This window comes from Bartonella sp. HY761, from assembly GCF_026743145.1.
In the GTDB taxonomy this organism is placed as follows: domain Bacteria; phylum Pseudomonadota; class Alphaproteobacteria; order Rhizobiales; family Rhizobiaceae; genus HY038.
Window position 1 is genome coordinate 2,580,885 of sequence record NZ_CP104887.1, and the last position, 15,971, is coordinate 2,596,855.

A 15,971-nucleotide genomic window follows, 5' to 3' on the forward strand; every position below is an offset into this window, starting at 1 on the left:
TAGAGTTTTGATTAATTGGCAATATGAGATACTTGCCTTAAAACAATGAGGTAATTCTATGCGTGGTTTCCAACTCATAAAAACAAGTTTAATCGCCGTCTTATTCAGCAGCTTTGCCACATCGCCATTATTGGCGCAAAATAATGCTGCAAACGTAAGCCAAGCAGGTAATAAACAAGCTGCAGCACAAAAAATTGCTGATCATTTTGCTGCCATAACCACAATGACTGGCGATTTCGTTCAATTTAGCCCCAAAGGCGAAATGAGCGAAGGCACATTCTACTTAGAACGCCCCGGTAAAATTCGTTTTGCCTATAAAAATTCCCCAATCCGTGTCATTTCTGATGGCAAGTCAGTAGTGATCAATAATAAAAAATTAGATACTTGGGATCTATATCAGCTTAGCCAAACACCGATGAAACTTCTGCTCGACAGCAAAATAGATTTAAGCGGCGGCAAATTATTAAATTTCGTAAGCGATAAAAATGCAGCCACTTTGGAAATTACTGATAAAACCATGGGTGGTGGTAAGCTGCGTTTAATATTTGATGCAAAAACCAACGAGCTTAAACAATGGACTATGATAGACCGTCAAAATCTTGAAACCACTGTGCAAATTACCAATTTACGTAGTAATGTACGTTTTGCTGACGGAATGTTTAGAATTAATTATCAAAATATTGCTATGAAAAAACCAGAAAAATAAAATCTAAGCCTAGTTTATAATCGGTTTTGCGATTTTTTTTGACATTGAACATTTGCAAATAACCAAAGCATTTCATTGCTCAAATTCGACAACACTCAAAAAGGCTTTAGCAAGAATTTAGAGGATGAAGATGAAATTATTGAAAAAATTACGCCTTGCTTTTATTGCTTTGCCATTAGCTCTTAGCGCTGTTTCAATTACGCCAATGCTTGCGCAAGCCCAAAATCAGCCCCAAAGCCAACAAGTAACAGCCCAAGAAATTGCTAACCACTTTGCTTCAATAAAAACCATGACCGGTGATTTTATTCAAATTGGTCCAAAAGGTGAAATGACCGAAGGCACATTTTACATGGAGCGCCCTGGACAAATCCGCTTCACCTATAAGGGCTCGGATATACGCGTGATTGCTGATGGCAAATCGGTGGTTATTCATAATAAAAAACTTGATACATGGGATCTTTATCAGCTTAACCAAACGCCAATGAAATTATTGCTTAATAATCAAATTGATTTAAGCGGCGGTAAATTATTAGCATTTTCTACCAATGATAAAGTTGCCGTGATGGAAATTGCCGATAAAACCATGGGCGGCGGCAAGCTAAAGCTAATATTTGACCCCAAGACCTACGAATTAAGACAATGGACCATGATTGATCGACAAAACCAAGAAACAACAGTGCAAATCACCGAATTAAAAACCGGCGTTCGCTTTGCTGATGGCATGTTTAAAATAGATTATCAGCGCATTTCCATGAAGCGTAATAGAAACTAATAAAGCTTAAATATCTTATAATACAAAAGCCTTTGCATTAGATTTGCAAAGGCTTTTTTTTAACTCATTATGCTATCTTTTTTTGATTAGAGCGTTTTTAAAAAAGTGTGAAGCGGTTTTCGGACAAAAAACGCGGTGCAGACAATGGATTAGAGCGCCGATCTGATCTAATCAGATCGAAATGCGCTCTAGTTAAATAGCGTATTAATTTGCCACGTTTAAAATACGCGCCGGCGTATAAAGTATCAATGATGCAGCTCCCTGCACAAAAGACCGCGCGCCTTTAATTACTGAATTACCGTCCGCAAGAAATGCTGCATTATCATCATTGTCTTCATCGCCTTTAAGGACCGAATGGGAAAGCGCACCATCTTGCACCAGTGCCATCAGTGTTGGTGATGACGCAAACACCGCATGCGAGCCACCATCAACATTTGACATGTCAAAAACTGCAATTCCCGCTTTATTTAGCATTGCAATATCCGACCCATCACCAACGCGAGCGTGGCCACCGGTGATTGTTCCTGAAACTGTAAGTGCTTTATCGTTGCTAGAGACTTGAACAGCGGTTGATTTTGGCAATCCATTAATGTCTTTTAGCTGCATTTGAAAAACATCAACATCAATATCAGGTGCGGCAAGCAATAGATTAGAAATACGGTTGATTGGTCCACGTTGCTTTTTAAGCGCAAGAGTACGCAATGCTTCCATAGTCACATAATTACCCATCGAGTGAGCAACAACACTAACCTGCTTAGCATTTGTTTCTGATACTAATTGCAATAATTCAACAAGACCATCACGAGCATAATCGGCGCTGTCTCGATCAAAGACGTAAAGCCCTAAGGCACCACCTGATGGCCATGCATAGTGAACAGTTACAGCATTTAATTGATAATCATAGGCAATTTGCGCGGCTCTAAATGTACTTTCAGCAAAGTTATTATTGTAACCATGAATAAAAACTAGAATTTCTTTATTTTTTTGTGGCAAATTTGCTAAAGCACTATTTAAAGCACTTTTAAAATCTTGCCTATCTTTGTAGGTTTGCATAGCAACGGCAGCAAAATGCTCACCAGAGTTTGGCTTATTACCATTAGCTTCCACGGCGCCTTTTTGGTGTGCTGCAGGTATCCCAACATCAACACGTGCGAAATTTAAATGCGGTGAACGTTTCGAACCAAAAGGCAAATATAGATTATTTTCTTTACCGCGACTTGTAGCAACATAGACCGGCTGAACAGCAATTGGTTTTTTGGGTTGGATAAGTGCAGCTTTAGATGCCGCAATTGACGAAGCTGTCGCCATTTTATCATGCCAAAGAATAGCACGTTCATCGGTGCAGGCACTTAAAACAGCACCAAATACCAGCAGTAATAAAAAACGGCTAACAAAAAACTTCATGATTGGTAAATCCATCTATTGAATAAATCAAACGCCAAAGACACAAAAATTTAGACGCTTCTAAGGCAAATGGCCTTAAAATTTCAATATACGTGAAAAGTTGCAATATTAAGAAGGTTTTAAAATCCTAAGGACTGTTGACATATTTATCGCAATATCAACATCCTATATGGTCAATAATAGTTCAACACCATTATTTTGCATTGCTTTAATTGCATGATCAAGCGAGCCATTTAGATCAATAGCACGGCAAGCAGTTAAAACTACACTTACCTCAAAACCAGAACGCACACCATCAATTGCTGAATATGCAACACAAAAATCTGTGGCCAAACCGCATAGCAATATTTTTTTTATCTGGCGCTCAGTTAAGTAGCCTGCTAGCCCAGTTGGGGTTTTATGATCATTTTCAAAAAATGCCGAATAGCTATCAATTGCAGCATTGTAGCCTTTGCGCAATAAAAGCTCACTTTTTTGCCAGTGAAGGTCAGGGTGAAAATCGGCACCATAACTGCCTTGAATGCAATGATCTGGCCAAAGCACTTGTTTACCATAGGGCATTTCAATAATTTGGTAAGGGTCACAGCCATCATGCTGTGACGCAAAACTTGAATGATTTTGAGGATGCCAATCCTGCGTTACAATAATATGATCATGGCAAGCGATAAGCTCATTAACTGGCGCAATAATATCATCGCCTTGGGCAACAGCTAATGCACCACCAGGGCAAAAATCATTTTGTATATCAATAACAATTAATGCCTTGTCACTCATCTATTTTCCCATTTTTAAAATTTAAAAAAAGCTTGTATTTTATGGCCCAATTTATAAGTGTGTTTTATATATTAAAAAAAAGGTAAAACCAAATGCAAAATATTTTGAATTTTATTAAAAGAAATGGAATTTCTAAAAGTTTTGTTACCGGCTTTATTGATGAGACGGATGGAGTAAAAAAATTTCATCCTTATTATTATATTTTTTATATAAAAAGCGGCAATAAACTCTTTAAAGTTTCAATCAATGAAAAAGATCTTTCTATTGTTGTTGCTGAAGGAAAAATAGAATGTTGCTTTGATATCGACGAAGATGACGAATTTTGCTTTTCTTCCATCCATGAGAATCTATTTAAATGTGAAGATGCCGTTAGAGTTGACGATATTTATACTAAACGAGAACGTTTTGAAAAATTGGTAATAGAATATTCATATGGTCAAAACTTAAAAGGCATATTAATTGCAGATCCTCTTAATTTTTTCGGCTTCACTTTTCACAATGATGAAGTTCTTTGAAAACCAATAACGCCTAGCATTGCAAAGCTCTAAGATTATACCAAATCTAGTTTTTTTATATGAAATCAAAATTTATTGTGTAAAGTTAATTATTAGTTAAAAAAGGACTTGTTTTTTACTGCAATATTGTTGTTGATAAACTGCCTTGATTAGAAATACGGCATATTTTGCATGAAACTGGCTGGAAGGGGAATTTTACAGCAGTTTTTGAAATTGCAATTTAAAAGCCAAATGTGGTGAGAGGGATAAGGTTAATTTAAAAAATGCCGGCGGTGGTTTTTTTCATAATCAATTTGAACATATCCAATATTTAGACCAATTGAGCTACTATCCTATAAAGATGGCGACATAAGTTTAAATATAACAGCTATCATTTTAAAATTGGCTTAAAACATATACAGCTCCTGCAATGGCATGAAGCAAGGCAAGTTATAATATAGATCGTCATTACAGGAGAATATAATGTCATTTATTTCCAAGCGGATTGTTGCAGGTCTTTTAGCTGTTTCAGTTTTGGCAAGCGGTTGTACCAATACAACAACTGCAATTGACCCATCAACGATGACCCCAACGGAAATTGCTTTGCGTCAACAGCAAACTGAACGCACCCGCATTGTACAAGGTGTTGCAACTGGTGCTGTCGTTGGTGCGCTTGCAGGTGCAGCAATTGGTGCAATTGCTGGTGGCGATAGCCGCTCAATCACACGCGGCGCAATTATTGGCGGCGTTGGTGGCGGTGTTATTGGTGGTGCAGATGCAAACCGCGTTAATCAGCAGACCCGCGGCATTGCAGCCGAGCAAAGTGACTTGCGCGCAATTATTGCCAATGCTGATAAGAGCATTGCCCATTACAGCAAAATCAATGGGTTGACTGGTCGCCTTATCACTGAAGAAACCGCTCGTCTTGCTAGTAGCAAAAAAAGCCTTGCAAGCGGCCAAATGTCAAAAGAAGCCTATCGCAAACAAGTTGAAAGCGCCCGCGGCAATGTCAAGGTTGTTAGCCAATATGTTGATCAGGCAGATCAAGATCTTAATGATTTGAAGCGAGCAACAGCTAATAACAATAATGCTGCCGCTAAGCAGCGTGTTGCCCAGTTAACCGCGCAGCGCAATCAGCTTAAAAACCAATTGGCTCGTATGCAAACAGCTGTAAGCCGCGCTGATAGCTAATAATTTAACGGCTGCCGATTTGTCGATATTTTGACACATATCGGCAGCTTTTTATTAAAGGATTAAGTAAGAAATGACTGGTTTAAAGAAAAAACTTTTTCCATTGGTTGTCATTGGCATGTTAGGCGCCGTAACAGCCCTTACTGGTTGCCAAAGCTCTTGTACGGGGGACGCTCGTTTTGATGGCTATTATTGTGCACGTTCCAATATTTCAAATGGAACCTATACACAGCAGACTGCCCAATTAAGACAAACTGCGGCAAGCCGTCAAGCTAAGGCAAGCCAATTGCGTCAGCAATATAATCAAGCACAAGCTCGCCTTCGTGCAGCACGAAATAATCGCGCGACACCAGCAGCAGACATTTTACGTCTTGAGCAAGAGGTAAATTCACTACAGCGTGCTCTTAATCAATATGCTGGTTAAGAATAGCAGTTAAGTTTAATTTCTATTATAGAAAAATATCGGCGCTGAGAATATGGGGAAGACAGCAAGCCCCTATTGGCAGCGCCGTTTATATTTTTCAGTAGTAGCGCATAATATTTACGCTTTGCGGCAAGCAAAATTTTGCCCCTTTAAAAAGCGCATATAATTTGCGGTTAATAATCAATTATATAAGGTAAAAGCTGTGTTTTTTAAAAAGCTAATTTATACCCTTGGTATTATTTCCTGTGGTGTAATCATATCCTCATGCGGCGCTCGTAAAGATTACTCCGTAACCGAAATTACCAATTTTACAAACAGCCAAGCAAGCCGAGCAACTGTTCGCGTATTTGCATATGAGCGAGAATGTTTAGCAGGGAGTATTCGCGTACGACAGTTAATAGACGGAAAAATCGACTATCGCCAATTTACCATTCTCTCTTCAAGCGGTAGACATTATGGTGTTGTGGGCCTTACGGATAAAACAAAGAGAATGGCCACTTTTCCAGATTTTGGCTCAAAAAAAGCTTCTTTAGAAAAATTAAATGCTAAAGACATTATTGATTCATTTACAGTATTAAAGCCGGGGCGCTATGTTATCACCGAAGTAAAATGTTTTACAAATGGTCAACACTCCGAATGGATTGGTGAAACAGAAAAAACATTTTTTGGTACAAAAACTGCAGAGGTCATTAAACCCGTTCTTGGCGCTAATTATTTTGAGCTAAAGGAAAATGAATGGCTAGATCTTGGAAGCATTGAATTAAAGGGGTTTGAAGTTTCTTATCGCCAATATATTGGCATGTCTCTCCCTTATCCAGCCAATGAAAAGCTTAAAGAGATCTTGAATACAAGATTTCCCAACCTTGCAAAAAATATCACCTTTGGAACGGCAAGAGCAATGCCTTTATCTGTTTTAAGTCAACTAGATAATCGAGCGTCAGGTCACTAATATAAAATTATTTTAACAGCTTTTAAAACAAAAGGCTCGGAAGCATTACGCATTCGAGCCTTTTTAAAATAGAAATTTATGATGTCAAATTAGAAAGAATTGTTTTCTTCTTCCTCGTCTTCATCCTTACGCTTCATGGAAGAAAGCTTTGCAAAGATCTTGTCAGCATCAAGCTCTTCTTCTTCGTGGCTGCGATCATAGCCATAATTTTCAGTCGCAGATGCAGGCAACAATGTTTCATCGCGTGGCATATCAGCAGGGCGATTTTTAGCAGCTTTTTCAACTTCAATATCAAGATCAATCTGCGAGCAAAGACCAAGAGTTACAGGGTCACGCGCAACAAGAGTGCCTGAATTCCAGTGAGTACGGGTGCGGATTTGCTCAATAGTTGATTTAGTTGTGCCAATAAGACGCGAAATTTGTGCGTCTTTTAATTCAGGATGGTTTTGCACAAGCCAGAAAATAGCATTTGGACGATCCTGACGCTTTGAAAGCGGTGTATAGCGTGCTGTGCGACGCTTACTTTCAGGAATACGCACTTTTGGATCAGCTAACTTCAAACGTAAATCAGGATTTTGTTCGGCACGTTTAATGTCATCACGGCTTAATTGTCCGGTATTGATTGGATCAAGACCTTTAATGCCTTGCGCGGCTTCACCATCAGCAATTGCTTTTACTTCCAGTGGATGCAATTTGCAAAAAGCAGCAATCTGATCAAAAGATAAAGCAGTATTGTCAACAAGCCATACGGCGGTCGCCTTGGGCATCAGCAGCTGGTTAGCCATAGATATAATCCTTCTGTTCGCCCGCACCGGTTTTGCGGGACGTGGGTAAAAGCCACATTTTTTCCGGGAAATTTGTTATCCTTATATAGTGATTTTTATCTTGCGGCAAGTAGGCAATCAATAAAACCGGCTTGTACCATTAGTTTAGAAAGCATCAATATAAGCTCATAACACCAACCGCTTGAAATTTTATAACTGTCGTCTTACCTATAAAACATAATATTTATTATAAAAATGCGTTAAATCGGCTTTCAAATTTTTAGAAAATTATGGCAATCATTAATCTTCATAAAAACCATCCACTTGATGACGGGCGACAATCTGAACGCGCACTTTTTGTGCGGCGCGGCGTTATGCGACTATTATTAAGCCTTGGCTTTGCACCCTTAAGCGAATTATCGCTGGCTGATGGTCGGCGTGCTGACCTTTTAGCGGTGTCATCAAAGGGTGAAATTTGGATTATTGAAGTCAAATCCTCCATTGCTGATTTAAAGGCCGATAATAAGTGGCCTGATTATCGGGCATTTTGTGATAAGCTGTTTTTTGCAACCCATAGTGACGTGCCAATGGATTTATTTCCTGAAGATTGTGGATTTATCCTTGCTGATAGTTATGGCGGCCATGTCCTGCGCGAAGCACCAGAGCACAAATTAAATGCCGCACGTCGTAAAGCAGTGATCCAGCGATTTGGCAGAGCTAGCGCCACACGATTAGCACGCGCCGAACTTGATGGATTAATCATTGACCAAAAGCAGCTTGATTGTGAAAATACAGACTGAAAATAAAAACTCGCTAAGGTCTTTGTTTTTTAAGATTTTTATTCCCTTACCTTTTACCACCTCTTTATTGACATAAAGATTTCTTTATGTCATTTAAGTGGAGCGGCAAGGGAGGAGTTTGTCAAAACAATCTTTGTCCGTACCCAAACTGCAAGCTTCGCGCCTTTAAGTTTTAAGCCGAAGATTAAGCAATGAGCCTATTATTTTATAACAATGCGCCGATAACGACCAAGGATCATGTATTATGAGCGAATCTTTCTCTTCACTTTTTGAAAGCGGTAAGGCAACGGATGATCGCCTTGCAATGCTCAAAAAAGCCGCTAAAGAGCGCATTCTTATCCTTGACGGCGCAATGGGAACACAAATTCAAGGTCTAAGCTTTGAGGAAGAACATTTTCGCGGCCACCGCTTTGTAAGTTGTGATTGTTTGCTAAAAGGCAATAATGATCTTTTAACCCTTACCCAGCCAAAAGCCATTGAAGATATTCATTATCGCTATGCCCTTGCTGGCGCAGATATTTTGGAAACCAATACTTTTTCATCAACCTCAATTGCTCAAGCTGATTACGGTATGGAAGCGGAAGTTTACGAGCTTAACCGCGATGGCGCACGCCTTGCGCGCCGCGCAGCATTACGCGCGCAAGATTATGATGGCAAAATGCGCTTTGTTGCAGGTGCTATTGGACCAACCAACCGCACTGCATCACTTTCGCCGGATGTTAATAATCCGGGCTATCGCGCTGTCACTTTTGATGATTTGCGCATTGCCTATGGCGAGCAGATTAGAGGACTGATCGATGGTGGTTCGGATCTTTTACTTATCGAGACGATTTTTGACACATTAAATGCAAAGGCGGCTGTTTTTGCTGCTGAAGAAGTGTTTCTTGAAAAGAATATCCGTTTGCCGATTATGATTTCAGGTACGATTACCGATTTGTCTGGTCGTACCTTATCTGGGCAAACGCCAACCGCCTTTTGGTATTCACTCGCCCATGCCCAGCCTTTTTCATTTGGGCTAAATTGCGCGCTTGGTGCCCATGCTATGTATCCGCATATAAAAGAATTGTCGCAAGTAGCAGATACGCTTATTTGCGCTTATCCCAATGCTGGTCTTCCCAATGCTTTTGGTGAATATGATGAAAGCCCCGAAGCGATGGCGGAGCAAGTCGCCAATTTTGCTAAGGATGGTCTTATCAATATTATTGGTGGTTGTTGTGGTTCAACGCCTGAACATATTGCCGCTATTGCTGAAAAAGTTAAAGAATTTAAACCAAGACAAATTCCAACAATTGAGCCGCGTTTACGCCTGTCAGGCCTTGAGCCTTTTACTTTAACTGATGATATCCCATTTGTGAATGTGGGGGAGCGCACCAATGTGACCGGCTCGGCACGGTTTAAAAAGCTTATTACCGCAGGTGATTATAGCGCGGCATTAGAAGTTGCCCGGGCGCAGGTCGAAAACGGCGCGCAAATTATCGACATTAATATGGATGAGGGGCTAATTGATTCTAAAGCCGTTATGCATGAGTTTTTAAATCTGTTAGCAGCTGAACCTGATATTGCCCGCGTGCCGATTATGATCGACTCGTCTAAATGGGAAGTGATCGAAGCAGGTTTAAAATGCGTGCAAGGTAAATCCATCGTCAACTCAATTTCCATGAAAGAGGGCGAGGAAAAATTTATCGAGCAAGCTCGTCTTGCCCGCAGTTATGGCGCCGCCGTTGTGGTTATGGCTTTTGATGAAGTTGGCCAAGCTGACACACGCGAGCGTAAGGTTGAAATTTGTACCCGGGCTTATAATATTTTAACTCAGCAAGTTGGCTTTCCGCCGCAAGATATTATTTTTGACCCCAATATTTTTGCCGTTGCCACTGGTATTGAAGAACATAATAATTATGGTGTTGATTTTATTGAAGCAACCCATGATATTCGTGCCACCTTGCCGCATGTCCATATTTCTGGCGGTGTATCCAATCTTTCTTTCTCATTTCGCGGTAATGAACCGGTGCGTGAAGCCATGCATGCGGTTTTCCTTTATCGCGCCATTGCTGCCGGTATGGATATGGGCATTGTCAATGCTGGCCAATTGGCAGTTTATGATGCCATTGACCCAGATTTGCGCAAGGCTTGTGAAGATGTTGTGCTCAATAGTGATGATGGCGCGACTGAGCGTCTATTAACTCTGGCCGAGAATTATCGCGGCCGAGGCGGGCAAGCGGCTAAAGAAAAAGATATGTCTTGGCGTCAATTATCGGTTGAAAAGCGTCTTGAACACGCGCTAGTCAACGGTATTTCAGAATTTGTTGAGGCAGATACGGAAGAAGCGCGGTTACAAGCAGCAAAACCATTGGATGTGATTGAAGGCCCGTTAATGGCGGGTATGAATGTGGTTGGCGATCTTTTTGGTGCTGGTAAAATGTTTTTGCCACAAGTGGTTAAATCTGCCCGCGTGATGAAGCAGGCGGTTGCGGTTTTATTACCCTATATGGAAGATGATAAATCCGGCAATACTCGCTCAAGCGCGGGTAAAATTGTTATGGCTACGGTTAAAGGTGACGTGCATGACATTGGCAAAAATATTGTCGGTGTTGTGCTTGCTTGTAATAATTATGAAATTATCGACCTTGGGGTCATGGTGCCGGCAGCTAAAATTTTAGAAACCGCCCGTGAAGTTAAGGCCGATGCCATTGGCCTATCAGGGCTTATCACGCCATCGCTTGATGAAATGGTCAATGTTGCCAGTGAGATGGAAAAAGAAGGCTTTGATATTCCATTGCTGATTGGCGGCGCAACCACAAGCCGCGTTCATACAGCGGTAAAAATCCATCCACGTTATCAACGTAGTCAAGCGGTTTATGTGCTTGATGCAAGTCGCGCGGTTGGTGTCGTATCATCACTCTTGTCGCCTGATAGCCGTGACGCAACAATAAGCGATATACGAGAAGAATATGCCAAGGTTGCGAGCGCCCATGAGCGTGGGGAAGCGGCTAAAAAACGCTTACCGCTTGCAGAAGCACGCGCTAACGCTTTTAAGATTGATTGGCAAAATTATTCGCCACCCAAGCCAACATTTCTTGGCACCAAGGTTTTTGATAATTGGGATCTTGCTGACCTTGCCCATTATATTGATTGGACACCTTTTTTCCAAAGTTGGGAGTTGAAAGGGCGTTTTCCAGCTATTTTACAAGATGAAAAGCAAGGCGAAACGGCACGCCAACTTTATGATGATGCACGCCATATGCTGGATAAAATTATCAAGGAAAAATGGTTCCACCCAAAAGGGGTTATCGGTTTTTGGCCAGCCAATACAATTGGTGATGATATTGCGTTGTTTACTGATGAAACACGCAATGAACAATTGGCAACCTTTTATACACTTCGCCAGCAATTAAGCCGGCGTGAAAATGTTGCAAATCTTGCCTTGGCTGATTTTGTTGCACCGCAAACAAGTGGCAAAGCTGATTATCTTGGTGGCTTTGTGGTAACTGCTGGTAATGGCGAACAAAGCTTTGCCGAAAATTTTGAACGCGCCAATGATGATTATTCGTCTATTTTAGTGAAAGCTTTGTCGGACCGTTTTGCTGAAAGCTTTGCCGAGCGTATGCATGAAGAAGTGCGCAAAAACTATTGGGGCTATGCAAAGGATGAGGCCTTTACACCAGAGCAATTGGTAGGGGAACCCTATAAAGGAATTCGGCCAGCGCCTGGCTATCCTGCTCAGCCAGACCATACTGAAAAACGAACCTTGTTTAATTTGTTAGATGCCACCAAGTCAACAGGGGTGGAGCTTACAGAAAGCTATGCCATGTGGCCAGGATCAAGCGTTTCTGGGCTTTATTTTTCACATCCAGAAAGTTATTATTTTGGCGTTGCCAAAGTTGAGCGCGATCAGGTGGAAGATTATGCTGCGCGCAAAAACATGCCGGTTGGTGAGGTTGAACGTTGGCTTGGGCCAATTTTAAACTATATGCCTAATAAGCTAGATGCGGCTTAATTGAAGTTTTCAATCTATTAAAGCCAAAGTAAATTATAAAGGGCGCTGTAAAGGTGCCCTTTATTTTTCATCTAAAAAGCAATTTAATTCGAATAGTTGCGCTTTTATGTGGAAAAATGCGCAAAATTCAATTATAGCATTTTATCAATGGCAGATGTTTGCTCCCATCGCTCAAATGCATTCGTCAAACATCTCAAGCATTTTGTTGGTACAAAATTGCTTCATCCTTATTCTCTAAAACTGGTAAACGGCAAAAAGCATGAAATTTCTCGATCAAGCAAAAGTATATATTCGCTCCGGCAATGGTGGCGCTGGCGCGGTCTCTTTCCGCAGGGAGAAGTTTCTTGAATTTGGCGGCCCCGATGGCGGTGATGGCGGACGTGGCGGCGATGTTTGGGCTGAATGTGTTGCAGGTCTTAACACCTTAATTGATTATCGCTTTCAACAGCATTTCAAGGCTAAAACCGGCATGCATGGCATGGGCCGTAACCGCACCGGTGCTAAAGGTGAAGATGTTATTTTAAAAGTACCAGTTGGTACGCAAATTTTTGAAGAAGATGATGAAACCTTAATTTGCGATTTCACTCGTGTTGGCGAGCGTTTTCGCCTAGCAAAAGGCGGGAATGGCGGTTTTGGTAATTTACATTTTACCACATCTACTAACCGCGCACCAAGGCGTGCCAATCCCGGTCAAGATGCCGAAGAGCGCACCTTATGGTTGCGTTTAAAGTTGATTGCTGATGCTGGCCTTGTTGGCTTGCCTAATGCTGGTAAATCAACCTTTTTGTCTAGCGTGACCGCAGCAAAACCCAAAATTGCTGATTATCCCTTTACCACTTTACATCCCGGCCTTGGCGTTGCCCGTATTGATGTCCGTGAATTTGTGATTGCGGATATTCCAGGTCTTATCGAAGGCGCCCATGAAGGCGTTGGCATTGGTGATAAGTTCTTGGGCCATGTCGAGCGTACGCGCGTATTATTGCATCTTGTTTCAGCGCGCGAAGAAGATGTTGCCAAAACCTACCGCACCATTCGTGATGAATTGGCAGCCTATGGTAATGGTCTTGATGAAAAGCCGGAAGTTGTTGCGCTGTCGCAGGTTGATATTTTAACCCCTGAAGAACGCGCTGAAAAAATGTCGGAGCTTGCAAAGGCTGTAGGATCTCCCGTCCTTGCCCTATCAGGTGTAACCCGTGAAGGTTTGGAAGGTGCATTGCGCATGTTGATGAAAAACATCGACGAGAGCCGCATTGAGGAAACAAGTGAGGCGTAAAATTTGATGGCGGCGGTCAAACAATCATTAGCAAGCTATAAGCGTATTGTGGTTAAAATTGGCTCTTCCCTTTTGGTTGACCCAAATTCTGGCCTTAAACAAGACTGGCTTGCCGCCATTTGTAGTGATATTGCCGCACTCAAAGCCTCTGGCACAGAAATTATGGTTGTTTCCTCTGGCGCTATTGCCTTGGGGCGTACCTTGTTATCTATTCCATCGGGTGCGTTAAAACTGGAAGAAAGTCAAGCTTTTGCGTCGGTGGGGCAGATTGAACTTGCCCGCGCCTATAATGAAGAATTGCAAAAATTCCAGTTGCGCACGGGGCAAATTTTATTAACCCTTGACGATACCGAAGAGCGTCGGCGTTATCTCAATGCTCGTGCCACCATGAATACTTTGCTAAAATTGGGCATTGTACCGGTTATCAATGAAAATGACACGGTTGCAACCAGTGAAATCCGCTATGGCGACAATGATCGCCTAGCCGCGCGCGTTGCAACAATGATGGGTGCAGATTTGCTTATTTTGCTATCGGACATTGATGGGCTTTATACTGCACCGCCGCATTTAGATAAAAATGCTAAATTATTACCAGTGATTGATGCCATTACCCCAGATATTGAGGCCATGGCAGGCGTTGCGGCATCGGAATTATCACGCGGCGGCATGAAAACTAAGCTTGATGCCGGTAAGATTGCCACGAGCGCCGGCACGGCAATGATTATCACTTCGGGCAAGCGGCTTCATCCACTTAAAGCTTTGGATGAGGGTATTCCTTATAGCCTCTTTAAACCATCAGAGCGCCCGGTCAATGCGTGGAAAACATGGATAGCCGGTCAGATTGAGCCAATGGGTATTTTACAGGTTGATGAAGGCGCAGTGCGCGCCTTGCTTGCCGGCAAATCACTTTTACCCGCTGGTGTTGTTTCAGTATCGGGTCAATTCCATTGTGGTGATACGGTTGCGATTGTGCGCCCAGATGGCGGCGAAATTGCTCGCGGGTTAATTGCCTATGATAGTGATGAAGCACGTCGCATTGCTGGCCATAAAAGCACGGAAATTGCTGATATTTTGGGTTATGATGCGCGTTCTGCCATAATTCATCGCAATGATATGGTTGTGCATAATTAGGGGGATATAATGCCAGATCATCATCAAAATCATGATATTGTCAGTGCCATGCTTAATATGGGAGTGAAAGCAACGCAAGCCCAGCGCACGCTAAAATCAGCCTTGCCGGAACAAAAGACCGCTGCTTTAAAAGCCATTGCAGATGAAATTTCTAATAATTGCCAAGCCATTCTTGCTGCCAATCAATTGGATATTGAGCAAGGGACAAAAGCTGGCATGTCGGCAGCATTGCTTGACCGTTTACGCTTAGATGAAAAACGCATAGCAGCCATTGCTGACAGCGTGCGCATGATTGCCGATTTGCCTGATCCAATTGGCAGCATCATTGATGAATGGGATCGTCCCAATGGTTTGCATATTCAAAGGGTGCGCACGCCGCTTGGAGTTATTGGCGTTATTTATGAAAGCCGCCCCAATGTAACCGCTGATGCGGCGGCCCTTTGCCTTAAGGCTGGCAATTGCGTCATCTTGCGTGGTGGCTCGGATTCTTTTCATTCATCAAATGCGATTTATCAAGCAATTAAAGCAGGGTTGTTAGCGGCTGGCTTACCACAAAATGCAGTGCAAATGGTTGAGACAACCGACCGTGCTGCAGTTGGCGAAATGCTTAAAGGTCTTAATGGTGCAATTGATGTGATCGTGCCACGTGGTGGCAAAAGCCTTGTTAAGCGCGTGCAAGATGAAGCAAGAGTACCAGTCTTTGCTCATCTTGAAGGTATTTGCCATATTTATATTGATAAATCCGCCGATAAAAATATTGCTAATGAGGTTGTGCTTAATGCAAAAATGCGCCGTACTGGTATTTGTGGCGCAGCTGAAACCTTATTGGTAGATCGCCATTTTGACGTGCAAGCATTGATTGCTATTTTTAATAATCTTATTGCTAAAGGTTGTGAAATTCGCGGCAGCACTGAAATATTGCAAATATTTGATAAGGCAGTGCTAGCAACTGATGAGGACTGGTCAACCGAATATCTTGATGCGATTTTGTCGGTGCGTTTTGTTGATGGCATTGATGAAGCGATTGACCATATTGAACATTATTCATCGCATCATACCGAAGCTATTATTGCTGAAGATCCTCAAATTGTTGAAAGATTCTTTAATGGCATCGACTCAGCCATTCTAATTCACAATGCCTCGACGCAATTTGCCGATGGTGGTGAGTTTGGTTTTGGTGCGGAAATTGGTATTGCGACGGGTAAAATGCATGCACGTGGGCCAATTGGTGTTGAGCAGCTGACTTCGTTTCAATATCATGTATTGGGCAAAGGGCAAATAAGACCTTGAGCGAC

14 protein-coding genes are annotated in these 15,971 nt (G+C 42.0%); 11 read left to right on the forward strand and 3 right to left on the reverse strand.

The window, feature by feature from the left end:
* The first annotated feature begins 58 nt into the window (after window positions 1–58).
* Together N6A79_RS11135 and N6A79_RS11140 are read left to right on the forward strand one after the other, a co-directional pair.
* The gene (locus N6A79_RS11135) at window positions 59–706 is read left to right on the forward strand and encodes a LolA family protein (RefSeq protein ID WP_268545987.1); all 648 of its coding nucleotides are present in this window, start codon (window positions 59–61) and stop codon (window positions 704–706) included.
* 205 nt (window positions 707–911) lie between these two features.
* On the forward strand, window positions 912–1,478 hold the full coding sequence (locus tag N6A79_RS11140) for a LolA family protein (protein ID WP_442784282.1): 567 nt from the start codon (window positions 912–914) through the stop codon (window positions 1,476–1,478).
* A gap of 204 nt (window positions 1,479–1,682) precedes the next feature.
* Here the strand turns inward: N6A79_RS11140 and N6A79_RS11145 are convergent, their stop codons facing one another.
* Window positions 1,683–2,882 (reverse strand): alpha/beta hydrolase, encoded by a 1,200-nt coding sequence (locus N6A79_RS11145; protein WP_268545989.1) that lies wholly within the window; start codon window positions 2,880–2,882, stop codon window positions 1,683–1,685.
* Window positions 2,883–3,047: 165 nt separating this feature from the next.
* Window positions 3,048–3,656 (reverse strand): bifunctional nicotinamidase/pyrazinamidase, encoded by a 609-nt coding sequence (gene pncA / locus N6A79_RS11150; RefSeq protein ID WP_268545990.1) that lies wholly within the window; start codon window positions 3,654–3,656, stop codon window positions 3,048–3,050.
* Window positions 3,657–3,748: 92 nt separating this feature from the next.
* On the opposite strand from pncA, the gene N6A79_RS11155 reads away from it, so the two are divergent.
* The 4 genes from N6A79_RS11155 to N6A79_RS11170 all read left to right on the forward strand — a co-directional run bounded on the left by N6A79_RS11155 (window position 3,749) and on the right by N6A79_RS11170 (window position 6,714).
* The gene (locus tag N6A79_RS11155; RefSeq protein ID WP_268545991.1) at window positions 3,749–4,171 is read left to right on the forward strand and encodes a hypothetical protein; all 423 of its coding nucleotides are present in this window, start codon (window positions 3,749–3,751) and stop codon (window positions 4,169–4,171) included.
* A gap of 462 nt (window positions 4,172–4,633) precedes the next feature.
* On the forward strand, window positions 4,634–5,341 hold the full coding sequence (locus tag N6A79_RS11160) for a glycine zipper domain-containing protein (RefSeq protein WP_268545992.1): 708 nt from the start codon (window positions 4,634–4,636) through the stop codon (window positions 5,339–5,341).
* Window positions 5,342–5,414: 73 nt separating this feature from the next.
* On the forward strand, window positions 5,415–5,765 hold the full coding sequence (locus N6A79_RS11165; protein ID WP_182417709.1) for a hypothetical protein: 351 nt from the start codon (window positions 5,415–5,417) through the stop codon (window positions 5,763–5,765).
* A gap of 202 nt (window positions 5,766–5,967) precedes the next feature.
* Window positions 5,968–6,714, forward strand: coding sequence for a hypothetical protein (locus N6A79_RS11170; RefSeq protein ID WP_268545993.1), 747 nt, complete (start codon window positions 5,968–5,970; stop codon window positions 6,712–6,714).
* A gap of 89 nt (window positions 6,715–6,803) precedes the next feature.
* On the opposite strand, the gene N6A79_RS11175 is transcribed toward N6A79_RS11170, so the two are convergent.
* Window positions 6,804–7,499, reverse strand: coding sequence for a DUF1013 domain-containing protein (locus N6A79_RS11175; RefSeq protein WP_268545994.1), 696 nt, complete (start codon window positions 7,497–7,499; stop codon window positions 6,804–6,806).
* 269 nt (window positions 7,500–7,768) lie between these two features.
* On the opposite strand from N6A79_RS11175, the gene N6A79_RS11180 reads away from it, so the two are divergent.
* The 5 genes from N6A79_RS11180 (at window position 7,769) to N6A79_RS11200 (ending at window position 15,966) form a co-directional block, all read left to right on the forward strand.
* Entirely contained in the window at window positions 7,769–8,278 is a 510-nt protein-coding gene (locus N6A79_RS11180; RefSeq protein WP_268545995.1) for an MmcB family DNA repair protein, read from the forward strand.
* A gap of 244 nt (window positions 8,279–8,522) precedes the next feature.
* Window positions 8,523–12,272: a methionine synthase gene (gene metH, locus N6A79_RS11185; RefSeq protein WP_268545996.1), complete on the forward strand. Its 3,750-nt coding sequence runs from the start codon at window positions 8,523–8,525 to the stop codon at window positions 12,270–12,272.
* A gap of 259 nt (window positions 12,273–12,531) precedes the next feature.
* Window positions 12,532–13,545 carry a GTPase ObgE gene (gene obgE / locus N6A79_RS11190; protein ID WP_268545997.1) on the forward strand — a complete coding sequence of 338 codons (1,014 nt, stop codon included), beginning with the start codon at window positions 12,532–12,534 and terminating at the stop codon, window positions 13,543–13,545.
* A 6-nt stretch (window positions 13,546–13,551) separates the two neighbouring features.
* Window positions 13,552–14,676, forward strand: a complete 1,125-nt coding sequence (gene proB, locus N6A79_RS11195) for a glutamate 5-kinase (RefSeq protein ID WP_268545998.1) — start codon at window positions 13,552–13,554, stop codon at window positions 14,674–14,676.
* Between the two features lie 9 nt (window positions 14,677–14,685).
* A complete protein-coding gene (locus N6A79_RS11200) occupies window positions 14,686–15,966 on the forward strand; it encodes a glutamate-5-semialdehyde dehydrogenase (protein ID WP_442784233.1) in 1,281 nt (426 codons plus the stop codon).
* Window positions 15,967–15,971 lie beyond the last annotated feature (5 nt).